This is a genomic window from Brachybacterium halotolerans subsp. kimchii (assembly GCF_020792675.1).
Classification (GTDB): Bacteria; Actinomycetota; Actinomycetes; order Actinomycetales; family Dermabacteraceae; genus Brachybacterium; species Brachybacterium halotolerans.
On record NZ_CP086254.1, the window covers coordinates 3,735,817 to 3,752,022 of the forward strand.

General features: G+C 71.7%; 13 protein-coding genes. 7 read left to right on the top strand and 6 right to left on the bottom strand.

The features are described from left to right. Nucleotides 1-49 precede the first annotated feature (49 nt). On the top strand, nt 50-565 hold the full coding sequence (locus tag Bra3105_RS16715; protein WP_200501749.1) for a phosphoribosyltransferase: 516 nt from the start codon (nt 50-52) through the stop codon (nt 563-565). 59 nt (nt 566-624) lie between these two features. On the opposite strand, the gene Bra3105_RS16720 is transcribed toward Bra3105_RS16715, so the two are convergent. After that, nucleotides 625-2,247 carry a glycoside hydrolase family 10-like protein gene (locus Bra3105_RS16720; protein ID WP_228357818.1) on the bottom strand — a complete coding sequence of 541 codons (1,623 nt, stop codon included), beginning with the start codon at nt 2,245-2,247 and terminating at the stop codon, nt 625-627. 208 nt (nt 2,248-2,455) lie between these two features. Here Bra3105_RS16720 and Bra3105_RS16725 point away from each other — a divergent pair, with 208 nt between their 5' ends. Continuing rightward, complete coding sequence (locus tag Bra3105_RS16725) at nt 2,456-3,100, top strand: NAD(P)-dependent oxidoreductase (RefSeq protein ID WP_228357819.1); 645 nt, start codon at nt 2,456-2,458, stop codon at nt 3,098-3,100. Between the two features lie 100 nt (nt 3,101-3,200). Here the strand turns inward: Bra3105_RS16725 and Bra3105_RS16730 are convergent, their stop codons facing one another. Continuing rightward, nucleotides 3,201-4,175 (bottom strand): DUF808 domain-containing protein, encoded by a 975-nt coding sequence (locus Bra3105_RS16730; RefSeq protein WP_228357820.1) that lies wholly within the window; start codon nt 4,173-4,175, stop codon nt 3,201-3,203. A gap of 181 nt (nt 4,176-4,356) precedes the next feature. On the opposite strand from Bra3105_RS16730, the gene Bra3105_RS16735 reads away from it, so the two are divergent. Next, on the top strand, nt 4,357-5,517 hold the full coding sequence (locus Bra3105_RS16735) for an MFS transporter (protein ID WP_228357821.1): 1,161 nt from the start codon (nt 4,357-4,359) through the stop codon (nt 5,515-5,517). A 76-nt stretch (nt 5,518-5,593) separates the two neighbouring features. Here Bra3105_RS16735 and Bra3105_RS16740 read toward each other — a convergent pair whose 3' ends face one another. The 3 genes from Bra3105_RS16740 to Bra3105_RS16750 form a co-directional block, all read right to left on the bottom strand. Further along, nucleotides 5,594-5,875, bottom strand: coding sequence for an acylphosphatase (locus tag Bra3105_RS16740; RefSeq protein ID WP_200501744.1), 282 nt, complete (start codon nt 5,873-5,875; stop codon nt 5,594-5,596). 229 nt (nt 5,876-6,104) lie between these two features. After that, nucleotides 6,105-7,187 (bottom strand): DUF2382 domain-containing protein, encoded by a 1,083-nt coding sequence (locus tag Bra3105_RS16745; protein WP_228357822.1) that lies wholly within the window; start codon nt 7,185-7,187, stop codon nt 6,105-6,107. Nucleotides 7,188-7,384: 197 nt separating this feature from the next. After that, nucleotides 7,385-9,886 (bottom strand): phosphoketolase family protein, encoded by a 2,502-nt coding sequence (locus Bra3105_RS16750; RefSeq protein WP_228357823.1) that lies wholly within the window; start codon nt 9,884-9,886, stop codon nt 7,385-7,387. A 130-nt stretch (nt 9,887-10,016) separates the two neighbouring features. Here Bra3105_RS16750 and Bra3105_RS16755 point away from each other — a divergent pair, with 130 nt between their 5' ends. The 4 genes from Bra3105_RS16755 to erm all read left to right on the top strand — a co-directional run bounded on the left by Bra3105_RS16755 (nt 10,017) and on the right by erm (nt 13,678). Continuing rightward, the gene (locus tag Bra3105_RS16755; protein WP_228357824.1) at nt 10,017-11,030 is read left to right on the top strand and encodes a polyphosphate kinase 2 family protein; all 1,014 of its coding nucleotides are present in this window, start codon (nt 10,017-10,019) and stop codon (nt 11,028-11,030) included. A gap of 60 nt (nt 11,031-11,090) precedes the next feature. Then, nucleotides 11,091-11,588, top strand: a complete 498-nt coding sequence (gene tpx / locus Bra3105_RS16760; RefSeq protein ID WP_228357825.1) for a thiol peroxidase — start codon at nt 11,091-11,093, stop codon at nt 11,586-11,588. A gap of 216 nt (nt 11,589-11,804) precedes the next feature. Further along, complete coding sequence (locus Bra3105_RS16765) at nt 11,805-12,602, top strand: sulfite exporter TauE/SafE family protein (protein WP_228357826.1); 798 nt, start codon at nt 11,805-11,807, stop codon at nt 12,600-12,602. 290 nt (nt 12,603-12,892) lie between these two features. Beyond that, nucleotides 12,893-13,678, top strand: coding sequence for a 23S ribosomal RNA methyltransferase Erm (gene erm / locus Bra3105_RS16770; RefSeq protein WP_228357827.1), 786 nt, complete (start codon nt 12,893-12,895; stop codon nt 13,676-13,678). 139 nt (nt 13,679-13,817) lie between these two features. On the opposite strand, the gene Bra3105_RS16775 is transcribed toward erm, so the two are convergent. Then, on the bottom strand, nt 13,818-16,046 hold the full coding sequence (locus Bra3105_RS16775) for an NADP-dependent isocitrate dehydrogenase (protein WP_228357828.1): 2,229 nt from the start codon (nt 16,044-16,046) through the stop codon (nt 13,818-13,820). Nucleotides 16,047-16,206 lie beyond the last annotated feature (160 nt).

The window sequence follows — 16,206 nt, forward strand, 5'->3', positions numbered from 1 at the left end:
CGGGCGGTAGCATCGGGGCACCCCCGCACGATCCGTCCCAGGAGCCCAGATGTCGCAGGCCTACCACGCCGATTCCTCCGATCTCGTGACGAAGGAGGTCCTCGACTGGGAGCTGTTCGGGACCGCGTCCCGCGAGCTCGCGCAGACCATCGCCGACTCGGGCTTCGATCCCGAGATCGTGATCGCGGTCGCGCGCGGAGGCCTGCTGCCCGCCGGCTCGCTCTCCTACGCGCTCGGCCTCAAGCTGGCCGACGCGATCAACGTCGAGTTCTACACCGACGTCCACGAGACCCTGCCGGATCCGGTCCTGCTCGCCCCGATGCTCGACACCGAGTCGATCCAGGGCAAGCGCCTGCTGGTGGTCGACGACGTGGCGGATTCCGGGCGCACCCTCGCGCTCGTGCTCCAGCTCCTGCGCGAGCAGGGCGCGGACGCCCGCAGCGCGGTGCTCTACGCGAAGTCCGCCTCGGTGGTCGCGCCCGACTTCGTGTGGCGGCGCACCGACGAGTGGATCGTCTTCCCGTGGTCGGCCGAGCCGCCGGTCACGCCCGCGACGCAGGCCTGATCACCCGCGCGCCCGTCCCGGGTCGCGGGTCCCGCGGGGCTGCGGGTCCCGCCGGGGCGTCAGCCCCGCGGGCGCCGCACCGTCGAGGGGCCGCTCTGGCGCCAGGTGCGGTCGAGCGCCGTCACCGCGTACCAGCCGCGTGCGTCCGCGCCCGCGTGCGTGAACTGCTGTGCGCTCTCGTCCTCGCCGGCCCGCACCACGGCGACGAGGCTGCGTGCGTCCTCGAGGTCCCGGCTCGTCACGTGCGGTGAGCGCAGGCGCCAGATCGCGAAGCTGGTCGCCTCCCCGCTGAAGCGCAGCGTGACGCCCTTGCGCGAGGCGCGCACGGACTGCAGGTAGGGCGCGGCGGGCGCCGTCCCCTCGACGCTCTCGATGGCGGGGACGATGGCCGGGTGCGCGAAGCGCTCGCGCACGAGCTGCTTCACCGCTCCGGTCTCGTCATCGCGCATGCTCGTCGCGCTGAAGTACACATAGCCCTGGACGGACCCCAGGTCACGGCCCAGCCCCACGTGCTCGGAGAGCTCGCCGGGGTCCTCGAAGGTGCCGTCGACCGCCTTGTAGGCCGCTTCGCCCACGAACAGCGCCACGTCGGAGTCCTCCGCGAGGTCCGCCCACCAGCGCACCAGGGTGTCGTAGTCGGCGAGCTCGTGGCCGATCTGCCAGTAGATCTGCGGGTTGATGTAATCGACCCAGCCCTGCTGGACCCAGCGTCGGGAGTCGGCGGAGATGATCTCGTACGACTCCGATCCCGCGGTGTCCGACCCCGCGGGATCGCTCGTGGAGTTCCGCCAGATGCCGAACGGGCTGATGCCGTAGCGCACGTGCGGCTTCTCCGCGCGGATCCTCTCGTGCATCTCGCTCACCAGCAGGTCGACGTTCTCCCGCCGCCAGTCCTCGATCGAGGAGGCGCCGTCGCCATGGCGCTCGAAGGTCCCGGCGTCCGGGAGCTCCTCGCCCTCGACCGGATACGGGTAGAAGTAGTCGTCGAAGTGCACGCCGTCGACGTCGTAGCGGGAGACGGCGTCCATCATCGCGTCCTGCACGAAGGCGCGGACCGCGGGGACGCCCGGGTCGTAGTACAGCTTGCCGCCGTAGGCGAAGGACCAGTCCTCGTGGGTGCGCGCCGGATGGTCCTCGACGAGGTCGGCGGGGTCGTCGCTGGTCATGGAGACCCGGTAGGGGTTGAACCAGGCGTGGTACTCGAGGCCCCGGGCGTGGGCGGCGTCGATCTGGAAGGCGAGCGGGTCGTAGCCGGGGTCCTCGCCCTGAGTGCCCGTGAGCCACTGCGACCAGGGCTCGAAGGGGGAGGGCCAGAAGGCGTCGGCGGTGGGGCGCACCTGGGAGATGACGGCGTTCATACCGAGCTCCTGCGCCAGGTCGAGCCAGTCGAGGTACTCGCGCTTCTGCTCGTGCTCGCTCAGCCCCGCCTTCGAGGGCCAGTCGATGTTGTCGACCGACGCGATCCACAGGGCGCGGAACTCGCGCACCGGGGCGGTGCTCCGCCCCTGGCCGTGTCCGTGACCCGGACCGGTGCCGTGCCCCGTGCCGTGGTGGCCCGCGCCGCGTCCGACGGGGGCTGCGGAGCCCTCGGCCTGCGCGGATCCCGCGCCGAGGGCGAATGCCGCACCACCGGCGGCGCCGGTGGATGCGCGGAGCAGAGAGCGGCGGGCGAGGGGTTCCACGGGGCCTCCTGGGGCGGGAGAGGGGAGCGCGAGCCCGTGCGCGGACCGGCGGGCCGATCGCGCGCAGGGGACGGGTCTCGAGCGCGCCCCACGCTTCCATGTCCGCGTCTCCGTGGCAAGCGTCACACGCGGCACGCCGTCGGCCACGCGTTCCGCCACGAGCGCACGGGGCTTCCCCCGGCGCCCGCCAGGTGCCAGTGTGGGACGCATGAAGATCACACTCATCGGAGGACATGGCAAGGTCGCGCAGCTCGCCGAGCCGCTGCTCGTCGAGGCGGGGCACGAGGTGCGCGCGGTCATCCGCAACCCGGACCAGGTGGCCGACATCGAGGCGACCGGAGCGGGAGCCGTCGTCATCGACATCCAGCGCCTGGACGAGGAGGGCTGGAAGGATCTCATCGCGGATTCCGACGCCGTCGTCTGGACGGCCGGCGCCGGCGGCGGCGATCCCGAGCGCACGTACGCGGTGGACCGCGACGGCGCGATCGCCTCGATGGACGCCGCCGCCCGTGCGGGCGCCCGCCGGTACGTCATGGTCAGCTACTTCGGCGCCGGCCCGGACCACGGGGTCGATCCCGACAACGGCTTCTTCGCCTACGCGGAGTCCAAGGCCGCGGCCGACGAGCACCTGCGCGGCACCGACCTGGACTGGACGATCCTCGGCCCCAGCGGCCTCACCCTCGAGGAGCCCAGCGGCCGGATCGACGTCGAGGCCACCGAGAGCGGCACAGTCAGCCGCGCGAACGTGGCGCAGGTGATCGCCGAGGTCATCGACCGCCCCGAGACCTTCGGCCGGTTCGTGACGTTCAACGACGGGCAGACCCCGATCGCCGAGGCCGTCGCGGGGCTCTGACCTCCACCACGACGAGAACCCGTCGGGACCCGAGCGGCCCGTGGACCCCAGCGGTCCACGGGCCGCTCTCGTCGTCGTGCGGGCCCTCTCCGACCGGAGCTCAGGCCGTGGTCCGGCGAGACCCGCGCAGACGGGCGACGGCCCGGACGACGAGAAGCACCACGGCGCCGACGACGAGCCCGAGGACCATCGAGCACAGGGTCGCGCCGAGCCAGCCGACCGCGCCGCCGATGCCCGGGATGTGCCCGAGGTGCTCCTCGAGGTGATGCACCCAGGCATAGGGGACCGCGGCACCGAGCTCGTGCGTGCCCTCGAGGATGATGTGCCCGCCCACCCAGAGCATCGCGGCCATCCCCACGTAGCTGATCACCGTCATCACGTGCGGCATCGCCGTGACCAGACCTCGGCCGACGCGCTGCGAGGCGGGGGAGTCGCGCCGGGACATCGCCAGGCCCATGTCGTCCATCTTCACGAGGATCCCGACGGCCCCGTAGACGAGCGCCGTCAGACCGATGCCGACGACGATCAGCACCGCGGTGCGCATCAGGAACGGCTGGTCGGCGACGGTGTTCAGCGAGATCACCATGATCTCGGCCGAGAGGATCAGATCCGTGCGCACGGCGCCCTTGACGACCGTGTCCTCGGCGTCGGCGCCCCGCTCGGCGGAGGGCGCATCGACGGAATCACCTGCGGACGCGTTCTCATCGCGGTGCCCGTGCGGGTGGACGAGCTCCCAGATCTTCTCGGCGCCCTCGAAGCACAGGAAGGCACCGCCGAGCATGAGGATCGGCGTGAGCGCCCAGGGTGCGAGCCAGGAGAGCAGCAGGGCGATCGGCAGGATGATCAGCAGCTTGTTGACCAGGGATCCGCGGGCGATGCGCCAGATGATCGGCAGTTCGCGCGTGGGCTCCAGCCCGCGCACGTACTGCGGGGTGACGGCGGCGTCATCCACGACGACCCCGACGGCCTTGGCGCTCGTGCGCGCGGAGGCCGCTGCGACGTCGTCCGCGCTCGCGGCCGCCATCTTCGCCATCGCGGCGACGTCGTCCAGGAGTGCTGCGAGTCCGCCGGCCATGGGTGTCCCTCTCGCTCATGGGCAGTAGCGCGCTCACACTACCGGCAGCACGGGGCGCCGGTCGCCGGACGAAGGCCGCCCGCCGTTCCTCGGCGCGACGGCCGTAGGCTGGTGAGGTCTGTGCCGTGACGTCCGAGGCACAGGTCAGTGACGTGATCAGCGACGTGAGAAGGAGGGGCCGATGACGTCGGCACGCCAGTGGTCCGCGACGATCGCTCTCGCAGTGGGCATCTTCATCCTCATCACGATCGAGGAGCTCCCGATCGGCGTGCTCAGCGTGATGGCGCCCGACCTCGGGGTGAGCGAGGGCGTCGCCGGTCTCGCGGTGACGGTGCCCGGCGTGCTCGCGGGCGTCGTCGCGATCTTCACGCCCGTGATCGCGGGATCCCTCGACCGCCGGCTCGTCCTCGTGCTCGCGCTGGCCAGCGTGGTCGTCTCCTGCGTGCTGAGCGTCATCGCCCCCACGTTCGCGGTGCTCCTGCTCGCACGGCTCTTCGCGGGCGTCTCGATCGGGCTGTACTGGGCGGTCCTCGCGATCGTCGCCGTCGCCCAGATGCCGCCCCAGCGTGCTCCGCGCGCCCTGACCGTCGCCTTCAGCGGCGCCGGTGCGGCACTCGTGCTCGGCGTGCCCGTGGCCTCGTGGATCGGCACGCACCTGGGCTGGCGCACCGCGTTCGCGGTCGTCGGCTGCGCGGCACTGCTCGTGGCGATCCTGATCGCCGCCGTGGTCGCACCGGTGCGCACGAGCGCCCCCGTCTCGATGCGGATGATGGGGCGCGCCGCGGCCGACCGCGGGGTCCGCCATGCCCTCGTGCTGACAGCGCTCATGATCACGGCGCAGTTCATCACCTACAGCTACGTGAGCCCGCTCCTGCACTCCCGAGCCGGTGTGCCCTTCACGAGCATCGGCGGGATGCTGCTGCTGTTCGGCGTCGCCGGGATGATCGGGAACTTCGCGGTCGGCATGGTGCTGCGCCGCAGCGCGCCCCTCGGGGTCCTGGTGATCGCCGCGGGGCTCGCCCTCGCGATCCTGGTGCTCCTGCTGGCCGTGAGGTCCCCGGTCTCGGCGTTCGTGGTGATGCCGCTCTGGGGTCTGTTCGCGGGCGCGGCCTCGGTGACGGTCCAGGCGTTCGTGAGCTCGGAGGGGCGCGAGGTCGTGGAGGAGGGCACGGCGCTGAACAGCGCCATCTTCAACGTCTCGATCGCACTGGGCGCGCTCATCGGCGGGCGGATCCTCGACCTCGCCGGCCAGGAGGCGCTGATGATCGCCTCCGTGGTGATGCTCGGCGTCGCCCTCGTGGTCGTCGCCCGCTACCTGCGCACGACCCCGACGCACGTGTGATCGGCCCGCGCGGAGGCTCCCGGACAGTGCGGCCGTGCTCGCCCCGCGCGGCGGCGCTCACGCCGCGATGCGGCGCTCAGCCCGCGATGCGGAAGCCTGACGTCCCGCGCGGCTGCTCCTCGCGCACCTCGGTCCCGCTCACCCGCGCGCTCGTCGGGCCCTCCTCGAGCCAGGCGAGCATCTGACGGACCGCGTCCTCGGGGCCCTCGACATCGGCCTCCACGGTGCCGTCCAGCAGGTTGCGCACGGTTCCGCTCACGCCGAGCGCCTCGGCGCGGTCGGCGGCGGCCCAGCGGAACCCGACGCCCTGCACGCTGCCGCTGACGCGGACGATCCTGCGGATGCTCGACGTGGACATGTCTCCTCCTGCCTCGGATGCTGCCGCCGATTCTGCCCGTTCCCGCGTCCGCGCTCCAGTTCCCGGTGCCGGTCCCGGTGTCGGTGCCGGTGCTGGCGTCGATGCCGGTGCCCGGGCCGCGCTGAGCCGAGCATTGCGCGGACGACGGCCGCGCACGCCGGAGGGCGGGCATCCGCGGCCCTCGCGGCCGCGGATGCCCGCCCTCGTCGGCGTCCCCGATGGGGATGGGTCAGGCGCGCTCGCCCTCTCCGTCGCCCTCGACGGGACGCCCGTCGGCGTCGGTGATGTCGACCTCCTCGCGGCCCACCTCGCCGCTGACGGTCTCGGTGTCCTGGACGGTGCGGGTGCCGATGTTGACCTGCTCGGTCGCCACGGTCTCCTTGTTCACCACGGGGCGCTCCTCGGTGAGGGTCACCTCGGCCTCGGTCTCGCCGTCGGCGATCTCGCCCCCGGTCTCCTCGCCGGCGGGCACCCGCTCGACGACGACCTCCTCGCGCTCCACGGGGACCTCGACCTGCTGGGTCTCGGAGACCGTGTACTTGCGCAGGCGCACGCGGCCGGTCTCGACCTTCTCGGTGCCGACGTTCAGACGCTCCTCGTGGAGCGTCACGGACTGCTTGCCGTCCACGTCCGCCTGGTCGTCGGCCGCTCCGGGCGCGCCGGGCGCGTCGGCTCCCGTGGCCGTCCCGGCCTCCCCGCTCGCCGTCACGCCGTCCTGAGCGGCGCGCCGCTGCTCGTCCTCGAGCGCTCCGTCCCCGGTCTGCGCGTCGGCCCCGGTCCCGCGCCCGGCCAGACCCGCGGCTCCGACGCCGGCACCCGCGGCGCTGACCCCGGCACCCGCCCCGGCTCCGGCCTGGCCATCGGCGACGGGGGCCTGCTGCTGAACCTGCTGCCCCTGCACGGCCGGATCCTGCTGCGCCGTGCCGGTGCGATCCTGCGCGGTGCCGCGGCCCTGCGCGTCGGCCTCGCGGTCCTGGCCGTCGCCGGAAGCGGCGTCGGGATCGCTCACCCCGTAGTAGCGGTAGAGCTCGGACTCCTCCTGGCGGGAGATCTCTCCGTCCTCGTCGATGTTCGGGGCGTCCTTGATGAACGACTTCTCGTAGGGGACGGTGATGGCGCCCTCGGCGTACTTCGCCTCGGCCAGCGGGATGAAGGTCTCGCGCGAGCCGAAGAGGCCGATGTTGACGGTGACCCACGAGGGATCCTGCGAGTCCTTGGTCAGGTACACCTGCCCGACCTTGCCCACCTTCTCGCCCGTGGAATCGAGGACCTCGGCGGTCTGGAGATCCGTGATGCTGCCCTGGAACGTCATGCTGTTCTCCTTCTGTGCGGTCCGCTCGTGCGGATGTCGATCGACGTCGCACCGGACCGGTCGACGGCGTCGCGCTCGGGGAGCGTTCTTCGACCGTACCGACCGTTGTGATCTGTGCCATATCCGTCACCGAGAATTCGTCGGCAGGTCACTCGGGCTCGTGCGGCGCGGAGCCGGCGCATGCGCGACCGGAGATCTCAGCCGTTGTCGCCGCCGGTGTCGGCGGTGATCGTGCCCTTCGACGCCTCGGACTCGTCGGCGTTGTCGTCCCACTGCCACGCGGCGACGTCGGGATGGTCCGTGCCATGGGTGTACGCGTACTCGCGAGCGCGGATGCGGGAGTCGACCATCCGCTGGCGCAGACCGGCGAAGCGGGTCCCCAGGCCGTCGACCCGGTCGATCGTGTCGATCACCAGGTGGTAGCGGTCCATGTCGTTGCGCATGAGCATGTCGAAGGGCGTCGTGGTCGTGCCCTCCTCCTTGTAGCCGCGCGCGTGGATCCGTGAGGCGCGATCGTGGCGGTAGGCCAGACGGTGGATCAGCCACGGGTAGCCGTGGTAGGCGAAGACGACGGGGGAGGACTCGCCGAAGATCCCGTCGAACTCCTTCTCCGAGAGACCGTGCGGGTGCTCCGACTCGTGCTGCAGGCGCATCAGGTCCACCACGTTGACCACCCGCACGCGCAGGTCGGGGATCTGCTCGCGCAGGATCTTCGCCGCCGCGAGCACCTCGATCGTCGGGATGTCCCCGGCGCAGGCGAGGACGACGTCGGGCTCCTCGCCCTCGACCTCGGTCCCTGCCCACTCCCAGATGCCCAGGCCGCGCGTGCAGTGGACGATCGCCTCGTCCATGCTCAGCCACTGCGGTCCCGGCTGCTTGCCCGCGACGACCACGTTCACGTACTGGCGCGAGCGGAGGCAGTGGTCGTAGGTGGACAGCAGCGTGTTGGCGTCCGGCGGCAGGTAGACCCGCACGATCTCGGCCTTCTTGTTGACCATGTGATCGATGAAGCCCGGATCCTGATGGGAGAAGCCGTTGTGGTCCTGACGCCACACGTGCGAGCTCAGCAGGTAGTTGAGCGATGCCAGCGGCCGGCGCCACTCGAGCTCGTTCGTCACCTTCAACCACTTCGCGTGCTGGTTCACCATCGAGTCGACGATGTGGATGAAGGCCTCGTAGGAGTTGAACAGCCCGTGCCTGCCGGTGAGGAGGTAGCCCTCGAGCCAGCCCTGGCACTGGTGCTCGCTGAGCACCTCCATGACGCGGCCGCGCGGAGCCAGGTGCTCCTCGTCGTCGTCCGGGACGAACTGCGCGTTCCACTGCTTGTCCGTGGCCTCGTAGACGGACTGCAGGCGGTTGGACGCGGTCTCGTCGGGCCCGAAGATGCGGAAGTTGTCGGGGTTGGCCTCGATGACGTCTCTCAGCCAGTCGCCCAGCACGCGCGTGGCCTCCGAGGTGGCCGCCCCGGGGCGCGGGACGTCGACCGCATGCCTGCGGAAGTCGGGCAGGCGCAGTGCCCGCAGCACGGAGCCGCCGTTGGTCACGGGGTTCGCCGACATCCGTCGGGTCCCGGCGGGCGCGGTCTCCGCGTACTCCTCGCGCAGCCGCCCCTCCTCGTCGAACAGCTCCTCGGGTCGGTAGGAGCGCAGCCACGAGTCCAGGACCGCGAGATGCTCGTCGGTGTCGCGGGCGTTGGACAGCGGCACCTGGTGGGCCCGCCATGATCCCTCGGACTTCTTGCCGTCGATCTCCGCGGGCCCGGTCCATCCCTTCGGCGTGCGGAAGACGATCATCGGCCAGGTGGGCCTCTCCGGCTCCCGTCCGGCGACGTCGTCCTCGGCCGCCTTCGCCTTGATCTCCGCGATGCGGTCCAGGGCCGTATCGAGCACCTCGGCGAAGCGCGCGTGCGCCGCGAGCGGGTCCTCGTCGTCGAAGCCGCCGGTGAAGAACAGCGGCTCGTGGCCGTACCCGCGCATGAGGTCGGCGAGCTCGTCCTCGCCGATGCGCGCCAGCACCGTGGGGTTCGCGATCTTGTACCCGTTGAGGTGGAGCACGGGGAGCACCACGCCGTCGGTCAGGGGATTGATGAACTTGTTGCTGTGCCAGGACGTGGCCAGAGGGCCGGTCTCGGCCTCGCCGTCGCCGACCACGGTGAACGCGAGGAGCCCCGGGTTGTCGAGGACGGCCCCGTAGGCGTGGGAGAGCGAGTAGCCGAGCTCGCCTCCTTCGTGGATCGAGCCCGGGGTCTCCGGCGCCGCATGGGACGGGATCCCGCCGGGGAACGAGAACTGGGTGAACAGGCGGCGCATGCCGGCCTCGTCCTCGGTGACCGAAGGGTAGGTCTCGGTGTACGTGTGCTCGAGGTACCCCGCGGCGACCGCGCCGGGCCCGCCGTGGCCGGGGCCGGTCACGTACATCGCGTCGAGATCGCGCTGGCGGATCGCCCGGTTCATGTGCGCGTACAGGAACGTGAGCCCGGGGGTCGTGCCCCAGTGGCCGAGCAGGCGGGGCTTCACGTGCTCGCGCGCGAGCGGCGTGCGCAGCAGCGGATTGTCCATCAGATAGATCTGGCCGACGGAGAGGTAGTTCGCGGCCCGCCACCAGCCGTGCAGGCGGAGCAGCTTCTCCTGGTCGGGGGCGGTGCCTTCGGCTGCGGGCCAGACTGCGGGCCGGACCGGCTGGGTCGGTGCCTCGTCCATGGGACTCTCCTCGTTCCTCGGGGGACCGGGCGGATGCGTCGTGTGCCCCACGCTAGGGCTGCGTGCGCTCCCGCGGAACCCCTCGGGCCCGGTCCGCGCCGCGGCGCGCGGATCCGGCTACGCTCCGTGCATGGCACAGGCGAAGAAGCAGCAGAGCCCTCGTCCGACGAAGAGCACGAAGCAGGGCGGCGGCGCGAAGTCGGCGAAGCCGGCAAGATCGGCGAAGGTGGCGACGAAGTCGTCACGCGATCTCCGACCCGTCGTCCTCGCACCCGGCTCCCTGCCGGACGACGTCCCGAGCGGCTTCCCGGTCCCGCCGGGCTGGACGGGCGACGTCCATGAGTTCGACCCCCACGCGACCCCCGGCTTCGACGGCGGCAAGAAGAAGGGCGAGAAGCGCCTTCTGGCCTGCGACGACTCCCTTGCTGATCTGCAGGAGCGGCTCTTCGCCGCCCACCACGGGGCGACGTCCGGCGGGCGCAGCGTGCTGCTGGTCGTCCAGGGCATGGACACCTCCGGCAAGGGCGGGATCATGCGGCACGTCGTCGGCGCAGTGGACCCGCAGGGCATCTCGATCACGGCCTTCAAGGCCCCGACGGAGGAGGAGAAGGAGCACGACTTCCTGTGGAGGATCCGCCCGCACGTGCCCGCGGCCGGGCAGATCGGCGTCTTCGACCGCTCGCACTACGAGGACGTGCTGATCCACCGGGTCCACGGCTGGGCCGACACCGAGGAGATCGAGCGGCGCTGCGCCGCGATCAACGACTTCGAGAAGGAGCTCACCGACTCCGGGGTCACGATCGTGAAGGTCATGCTCCACCTCTCGTACGCCGAGCAGGGGGAGCGGCTGATGGAGCGCCTCGAGCGACCGGACAAGCACTGGAAGTTCAACCCGGGGGACATCGACGAGCGCGGGTACTGGAGCGCCTACATGGACGCCTACTCGAAGGCTCTCAGCGCGACCTCGACCCCGCACGCACCATGGGTCGTGGTGCCCGCCGACCGCAAGTGGTACGCCCGGATCGCCGTGCAGCAGCTGCTGCTGCACGCCCTGGGGGAGATCGACCCGCAGTGGCCCGCCGCCGACTTCGATGTCGCCGAGCAGACCGCGCGCCTGCGGGAGACCTTCGCCTCGCAGCGATGAGTCGGGGCCGACGGGGCACAATGGACGGACCAGCGCACATCGAGCAGAAGGATGCATGACATGGCCACCACCGCCTTCAAGGGCACACCCGTCACCACCGTCGGCGAGCTCCCCGCCGTCGGCTCCGCCGCCCCCGCGTTCGAGCTCGTCGGACAGGACCTCGGTGCCGTCGCCACGGGCGACTTCTCCGGCCGCCGGATCGTGCTGAACATCTTCCCGTCCCTGGACACCGGCACCTGCGCGATGAGCGTGCGCCGCTTCAACGAGATCGCGAGCGGCCTGGAGAACACGGTCGTCGTGTGCGCCTCGAAGGACCTCCCGTTCGCGCAGGCCCGTTTCTGCGGTGCGGAGGGGCTCACGAACGTCGTCACCGGCTCCGCCTTCCGGTCGAGCTTCGGGGAGGACTTCGGGGTCACGCAGACCGACGGCCCCCTGCAGGGTCTCCTCGCCCGCGCGGTCGTGGTGATCGACACGGACGGCACCGTGCTCCACAGCCAGCTGGTCCCGGAGATCTCCGAGGAACCCGACTACGACGCCGCCGTGGCGGCGCTCGGCTGACACGGATCGCCGTCGGACGACCGACGTCCTGAGCGAGGCCCCGGGCAGTCATGCCCGGGGCCTCGCGCGTGCTCACGGCATGTGCGTCCGACGCGTGAGGCGCGGTCCAGGGCGACCCGCGGCCGGGTCTAGGGTTGCAGGTCGGACCGCATCCGCCGAGCGGTCCGACGCACACGCCCCTCGGGCCCCGAGGGACGGCGAAGGAGGAGAGGGCGCGTGGATCCGCAGTCGCTCGTGGTGCTGCTCGTGATGGGTGCCCTCGCGGGCGCGATCAACTCCGCGGTGGGCAGCGGATCCCTGCTCACGCTCCCCGTGCTCCTCGCCCTCGGGCTCGATCCCGGCACCGCCGTGCGCACCAACACCATGGGCATGGTGTTCTCGACCGTCGGCTCGTTCTTCGGTTACCGGCGCGAGATCTCCGCCGAATGGCGCGATGTGCGCCCGCTCGCCGCCATCGTGGTCGTGACCGCGACCGTCGGGTCCTGCCTGCTGCTGATCTCACCGCCCGGGGCGCTCCAGGTCGTCGTCCCCGTCCTCATCGTGGTCGCGCTGCTGCTCGTGGTCTTCCAGAAGCGACTGGCCACCTGGATCCCTCGTCGGGGGAACAGCCAGGGCGACGCGGACGCCGGCAGCAGCGCGGCCGCCTACCGCTCGCCGGGCCTCATGGTCTCCATGGGAGCCGCCTCGATGTACGGGGGCTACTTCACGGCCGCGCAGGGAATCCTCTACCTCGGCCTGCTCGGTGCCTTCACCGGCCGCTCGATGAAGAGTGTCAACGCCGTGAAGAACCTGTTCAGCCTGCTGGTGAACGTGATGGCGGCGCTCGTCTACCTGGTGGCCCACTTCGCCTTCGGCGCCGATGTGCGGTGGGAGGGCGTGATCGCGATCGCGCTCGGCGCCCTGCTCGGCGGCTACTTCGGCTCCCACCTCACCAAGCGGCTTCCCGAATGGGTGTTGCGCGGCACCATCGTCGTGATTGCGCTCCTCGCCCTCGTGCGTCAGATCCTGGGCTGAGCGGCCCGCTCCGCTCCCACGCCCCTCGACGCGGGCGGAGCGTGCGGAGAATTCGTTCGACGCCGCCGCCGTCCCCTCGATAGCGTCCCGCCCATGGGAACCCTTCTCCGTGCGGTCCTCGCGGACCGCGCACTCACCTTCCGCGACCGCCGCGCCTGACGGCGCGCCGTCGCATGATGCGCGCCGTCCCGTCGAGAGCCCTCGCACCCGGACGCGCGAACCTCGCCTCCCCCTGCCGCCGGCACGGGTGAGATGCCGGGTGCTCCGACCCGACAGCACGGAGATCACCCATGCCCCGCTCCCTCCACGGCGGACGCCATGAGCTCGGCCAGAACTTCCTCGTCCACCGACCCACTCTCGAGCAGATCGCCGGCCTCGTCCCCCGGGACAGCACGAGCGTGCTCGAGCTCGGCGCCGGCGACGGTGCCCTCACCCGTGTGCTCGCCGCACGGGGCGTGCCGCTCACAGCCCTCGAGATCGACGAGCACCGCGCCCGGGCGCTGCGCCGCAAGCTGCCCGGTGCCCGCGTGATCGCCGCCGATGCGCTCACCCATCCGCTCGAGGCGGCGACGATCGTCGGCAACATCCCCTTCCACCTGAGCACACCCATCCTGCGGCGCCTGCTGCGGGAGCGCAGCTGGCGTCGCGCCGTCCTGCTCACGCAGTGGGAAGTGGCCCGCAAGCGCGCCGGGGTGGGCGGATCCACCCTGCTGACCGTCCAGGCCGCGCCATGGATCCGCGCGAGGCTCGAGGGGCGCGTGCCGTCGCGTGCCTTCCGTCCCGCACCGTCGGTCGACGGCGGGATCCTCGTGCTCGAGCGCCGCGAGCACCCCCTCGTCCCGCTCCGGGAACGCGCCGCGTACGAGCGCTTCGCGCGCCGCGTGTTCGCGGGCGGGGGAGGGACCCTCGAGCGGATCCTTCCGAGGGCCCTGCCTCCTCGCGGGGCGTCGGGCCGGCGCCGGATCGACGACGCACTGCGGGCGGCCGGCGTCGCGCGCCGGGACCGGCCCCGGGACCTCGCGCCTCGCCAGTGGGCGCTGCTCTGGAAGCGACTCGGCCGCGCGCCCCGCGACTGAGCGCGTGCCGGGCGCTCGTCGTCCGACGACCTCGTGGTCCGACGACGAAGGGCCCGGATGCCGAAGCATCCGGGCCCTTCCGGTGGTCGACCGCCCTCGGGAGGTGCGGTCGACCCTCAGCGCGTCAGCGCATCAGCGGTCACAGCGCGGAGCTGATCTCCTCGACGATCGCGTTGAGCGTGGTCGAGGGACGCATGACGCTCGCGGCCTTCGCCTCGTCGGGACGGTAGTAGCCGCCGATGTCGGCCGGCTTCCCCTGCACGGCGAGCAGCTCGCCGTCGATGGCCTCCGCCTTGCCCGCGAACTCCTGGGCGATGGGGGCGAACGCCTCGGCGAGCTCCGCGTCGTCGGACTGCGCCGCCAGCTCCTGCGCCCAGTACAGGGCGAGGTAGAAGTGGCTGCCGCGGTTGTCGATCGTGCCCAGCTTGCGCTGCGGGGACTTGCCGTTGTTCAGCAGGGTCTCCGTCGCGCGGTCCAGGGCGTCGGCGATCACGCGGGCGCGCTCGTTGTCCTCGGTGCGCGCGAGGTGGCGCAGGGACTCGGCGAGGGCCAGGAACTCCCCGAGGGAGTCCCAGCGCAGGTAGTCCTCCTCGACGAGCTGCTGGACGTGCTTGGGGGCGGAGCCTCCCGCACCCGTCTCGAACAGTCCGCCGCCGTTCATGAGCGGCACCACCGAGAGCATCTTGGCGCTCGTGCCCAGCTCCATGATCGGGAACAGGTCGGTGAGGTAGTCGCGCAGCACGTTGCCGGTCACGGAGATCGTGTCCTCGCCGCAGCGCACGCGCTCCAGGGTGTGCTTCGTCGCCTCGACGGGGGAGAGGATCCGGAGGTCCAGGCCCTCGGTGTCCTCCTCGGCGAGGTAGGCCTCGACCTTGGCGATGAGGTTGCGGTCATGGGCGCGGGACTCGTCCAGCCAGAACACGGCGGGCATCCCGGACTCGCGCGAGCGGCGCACGGCGAGCTGCACCCAGTCGCGGATCGGGGCGTCCTTGGCCTGGCAGGCGCGGAAGATGTCGCCGGCCTCGACCTGCTGGGCCATCAGCGCCGCGCCCGAGGAGTCGCGCACCTCGACGCGGCCGTCGGCCTCGATCTCGAATGTCTTGTCGTGGCTGCCGTACTCCTCGGCCTTCTGCGCCATCAGGCCGACGTTCGGCACGGTGCCCATGGTGGTCGGGTCGAAGGCGCCGTTCGCCTTGCAGTCCTCGATCGTCGCCGCGTAGACGCCCGCGTAGGAGGAGTCGGGGATGACGGCCAGGGTGTCCTGCTCCGCATCGTCCTTGTTCCACATGTGGCCGGAGGTGCGGATCATCGCGGGCATCGAGGCGTCGATGATGACGTCGCTGGGCACGTGCAGGTTGCTGATGCCCTTGTGGGAGTTCACCATGGCGATCGCCGGGCCCTCGGCGAGGCCCTTGGTGATCTCCTCGCGCACGCCCGCGGCGACCTCGGGGTCCAGGGCGTCGGCCCCGGCGAGGATGCCGCCCAGGCCGTTGTTCGGGGACAGGCCCGCCGCGGCGAGCTGCTCGCCGTACGCCGAGAAGAGGGCGGGGAAGAAGGCGCGGACGGCGTGGCCGAAGAGGATCGGGTCGGAGACCTTCATCATCGTGGCCTTGAGGTGCACGGAGAACAGGACGCCCTGCTCCTTCGCGGCCCGGACCTGCGCGGCGAGGAAGGCGTCCAGCGCGCGGGCGCTCATGACGGTCGAGTCGACGACCTCGCCCTCGAGCACGGGGATCGAGGGCTTCAGCACGGTCTCGGCGCCGTCGGCGGCGACGTGGACGATCGAGAGCTCGTCGTCCTTCTCGAGGACGACGGACTGCTCGTTCGCCCGGAAGTCGTCGGCGTCCATGGTCGCCACGGTGGTCTTCGAGTCGGCGGACCATGCGCCCATGCGGTGCGGGTGCTTCTTCGCGAAGTTCTTCACGGCCTGGGGCGCGCGGCGGTCGGAGTTGCCCTCGCGCAGCACGGGGTTCACGGCCGAGCCCTTGACCGCGTCGTAGCGGGCGCGCACGTCCTTCTCCGCGTCGGTCGAGGGGGACTCGGGGTAGTCGGGCAGGTCGATCCCGGCGGCCTGCAGCTCGGCGATCGCGGCCTTGAGCTGCGGGACCGAGGCCGAGATGTTCGGCAGCTTGATGATGTTCGCCTCGGGGGTCTTCGCGAGCTCGCCGAGCTCCGCGAGCGCGTCGGCCTCGCGCTGGTCCTCGGGCAGGAGGTCGGAGAAGGCCGCGACGATGCGGCCCGCGAGCGAGATGTCCCGCGTCTCCACATCGATCCCGGCAGTGCGCGAGAACGCCTCCAGGATCGGCAGGAACGACACGGTGGCGAGCATCGGCGCTTCGTCGGTGTGGGTGTAGATGATCCGCGACATGATCGGTGGGGCTCCCTCGGGTCGGGGTGATGTCTCGACGTCAAGACTATCCGAGGGCGCGCGCAGCGTCCTCAGGGAAGGGCGGGCCGTGCGACCCCGGCCGCACTCTGCCCGCACGCCGCCCGCACGTCGCCCGCGCCCCGCCGGCAGCCCGCCCGCG

Bases quoted from the DNA above. Each gene is read 5' to 3' on its own strand.
- Bra3105_RS16715 (WP_200501749.1), top strand. From the start codon at position 50: ATGTCGCAGGCCTACCACGCCGATTCCTCCGATCTCGTGACGAAGGAG.
- Bra3105_RS16725 (WP_228357819.1), top strand. From the start codon at position 2,456: ATGAAGATCACACTCATCGGAGGACATGGCAAGGTCGCGCAGCTCGCC.
- Bra3105_RS16730 (WP_228357820.1), bottom strand. From the start codon at position 4,175: ATGGCCGGCGGACTCGCAGCACTCCTGGACGACGTCGCCGCGATGGCG.
- Bra3105_RS16735 (WP_228357821.1), top strand. From the start codon at position 4,357: ATGACGTCGGCACGCCAGTGGTCCGCGACGATCGCTCTCGCAGTGGGC.
- Bra3105_RS16740 (WP_200501744.1), bottom strand. From the start codon at position 5,875: ATGTCCACGTCGAGCATCCGCAGGATCGTCCGCGTCAGCGGCAGCGTG.
- Bra3105_RS16745 (WP_228357822.1), bottom strand. From the start codon at position 7,187: ATGACGTTCCAGGGCAGCATCACGGATCTCCAGACCGCCGAGGTCCTC.
- Bra3105_RS16750 (WP_228357823.1), bottom strand. From the start codon at position 9,886: ATGGACGAGGCACCGACCCAGCCGGTCCGGCCCGCAGTCTGGCCCGCA.
- Bra3105_RS16755 (WP_228357824.1), top strand. From the start codon at position 10,017: ATGGCACAGGCGAAGAAGCAGCAGAGCCCTCGTCCGACGAAGAGCACG.
- tpx (WP_228357825.1), top strand. From the start codon at position 11,091: ATGGCCACCACCGCCTTCAAGGGCACACCCGTCACCACCGTCGGCGAG.
- erm (WP_228357827.1), top strand. From the start codon at position 12,893: ATGCCCCGCTCCCTCCACGGCGGACGCCATGAGCTCGGCCAGAACTTC.
- Bra3105_RS16775 (WP_228357828.1), bottom strand. From the start codon at position 16,046: ATGTCGCGGATCATCTACACCCACACCGACGAAGCGCCGATGCTCGCC.